The sequence below is a fragment of the Lacticaseibacillus manihotivorans DSM 13343 = JCM 12514 genome (genome assembly GCF_001435035.1).
Classification (GTDB): Bacteria; Bacillota; Bacilli; order Lactobacillales; family Lactobacillaceae; genus Lacticaseibacillus; species Lacticaseibacillus manihotivorans.
On sequence record NZ_AZEU01000167.1, the window covers coordinates 1 to 1560 of the forward strand.

General features: G+C 46.8%; 1 protein-coding gene. It reads right to left on the reverse strand.

Going from position 1 to position 1560, the window contains the following annotated elements:
* Positions 1-1518 (reverse strand): IS3 family transposase (locus FD01_RS09650; RefSeq protein WP_056963960.1); only part of this gene is annotated, 1518 nt, incomplete at its 3' end.
* Positions 1519-1560 lie beyond the last annotated feature (42 nt).

Genomic DNA, 1560 nt, shown 5'->3' on the forward strand with positions numbered 1-1560 from the left:
ACGGTATTCTTGCGGGCTCTTTCCTCCTAAAACTTTTTTTCTTCGCTTTGTGTTATACCACTCGATATACAGGTCGAGTTCTTTGGTGAAATCATCAATAGATTTTCCTAGCCAACTTCTGTTGTAAAAGAACTCAGTCTTTAGATGACCGAAGAAGCTCTCCGCTTGAGCATTATCTGGGGTGCTGGCTTTTTTCGACATAGAACGTGTGAAGCCGAATCCATTCATTAACTCAATCCAGCCTGGCCAACGATAATGCGCGCCTCGATCTGAATGTACAATAGGTTTCTCGTTGAGCGTAAAGGTCTCTGCCGCAGCGCTGAGCATTGTGTTAACCAGTTCGGCGTTAGGACTGGTGCCAATTGTCCAACTCGTGATTTGGCCGTCAAAGCAATCAATTAGCGGAGACAAGTATACCTTCCCCGCCTGGATAGAAAACTCCGTAATGTCCGTAACGAGCTTCTGGTTGGGAGCCTCAGCTTGAAAGTCTCGATCAAGAATATTGGGGACTGCCGGCGTGATTTCTCCTGCATACGAGCTGTATTTGCGACACCGGGTAACGGTGACTTCCAGACCTTCCTCACTCATCAATCGTCGGATCACTTTTTCGGAAAGATGGATGCCCTCATCATCTAATTCCATCTTGATCCGGCGATATCCATAGCTCTCGTAGTTCTGTTTAAAGATAACTTTTAAACGAGGACGGATGGCCTCATACTTATCGCCTTTAGCGATGGCGTCACGTTGATAGAAGTAGCTACTCTTCGACAGCTGAAGCGCCTTGAGTAACGTATTGAGCGAGTATTTGTCACGCAGGGCATCAATCACCTGAACCTTTTCTCGATTGGTCAGATTTAGATGATCGATGCCCAGATCTTTTTTTAGAAGGGCGTTCACTTGGAGGAGGATATCATTTTGAAGCTCAAGTTCTTTGATTCGAGCTTGGAGGCTTGAGACTTCTGGGTTAACTATTTTCTCGGCACTTCTTTCATCTGATAAACTAGGCGCCTGCTTTGCCGGAAAGGTTTCTCCAAGTACGTCTCGTTTCCAACCATAAAGTGTTTCACGGCTGACCCCGAAGTCCTCTGCGATTTCTCTGGCCGGAACCTCTCGCTTATAAAGCGCCTCAACAGCCTTGGCCTTAACTTCTTCAGTTGCGGCGGGCTTATTCACAACTGTACGACTCCGCAACGTATCATCACAACGTGGGTCTTCAAGAAGCCACTCGCGAAGAAGTTGGCGTGAGGGATATCCAAGTGCCTTGACTGTCTTAGTGATAAACTGACCGTGCTCAAAAAAGTGATCCACTGCGGCCTGGCGCTGAGTATCAGAGTACTTGGGTTTTCGTTTTCTAGGAGTATCGGTATGCGTCGCTTTGGCATCTTCTTCATAGTCTTTGATCCACCGTTTCAAGGCGCCCAAAGACGGATAACCTAATTCTCGGGTTACTGCACTCCATGAATGATGATATTGGTAGTAGAGCTCGATAGCTCTTTTCTTGTCTGCTTTTGAATACATAATGACATCATACCCGAAGTCCAGGTTTTTGTCCGCACGCCC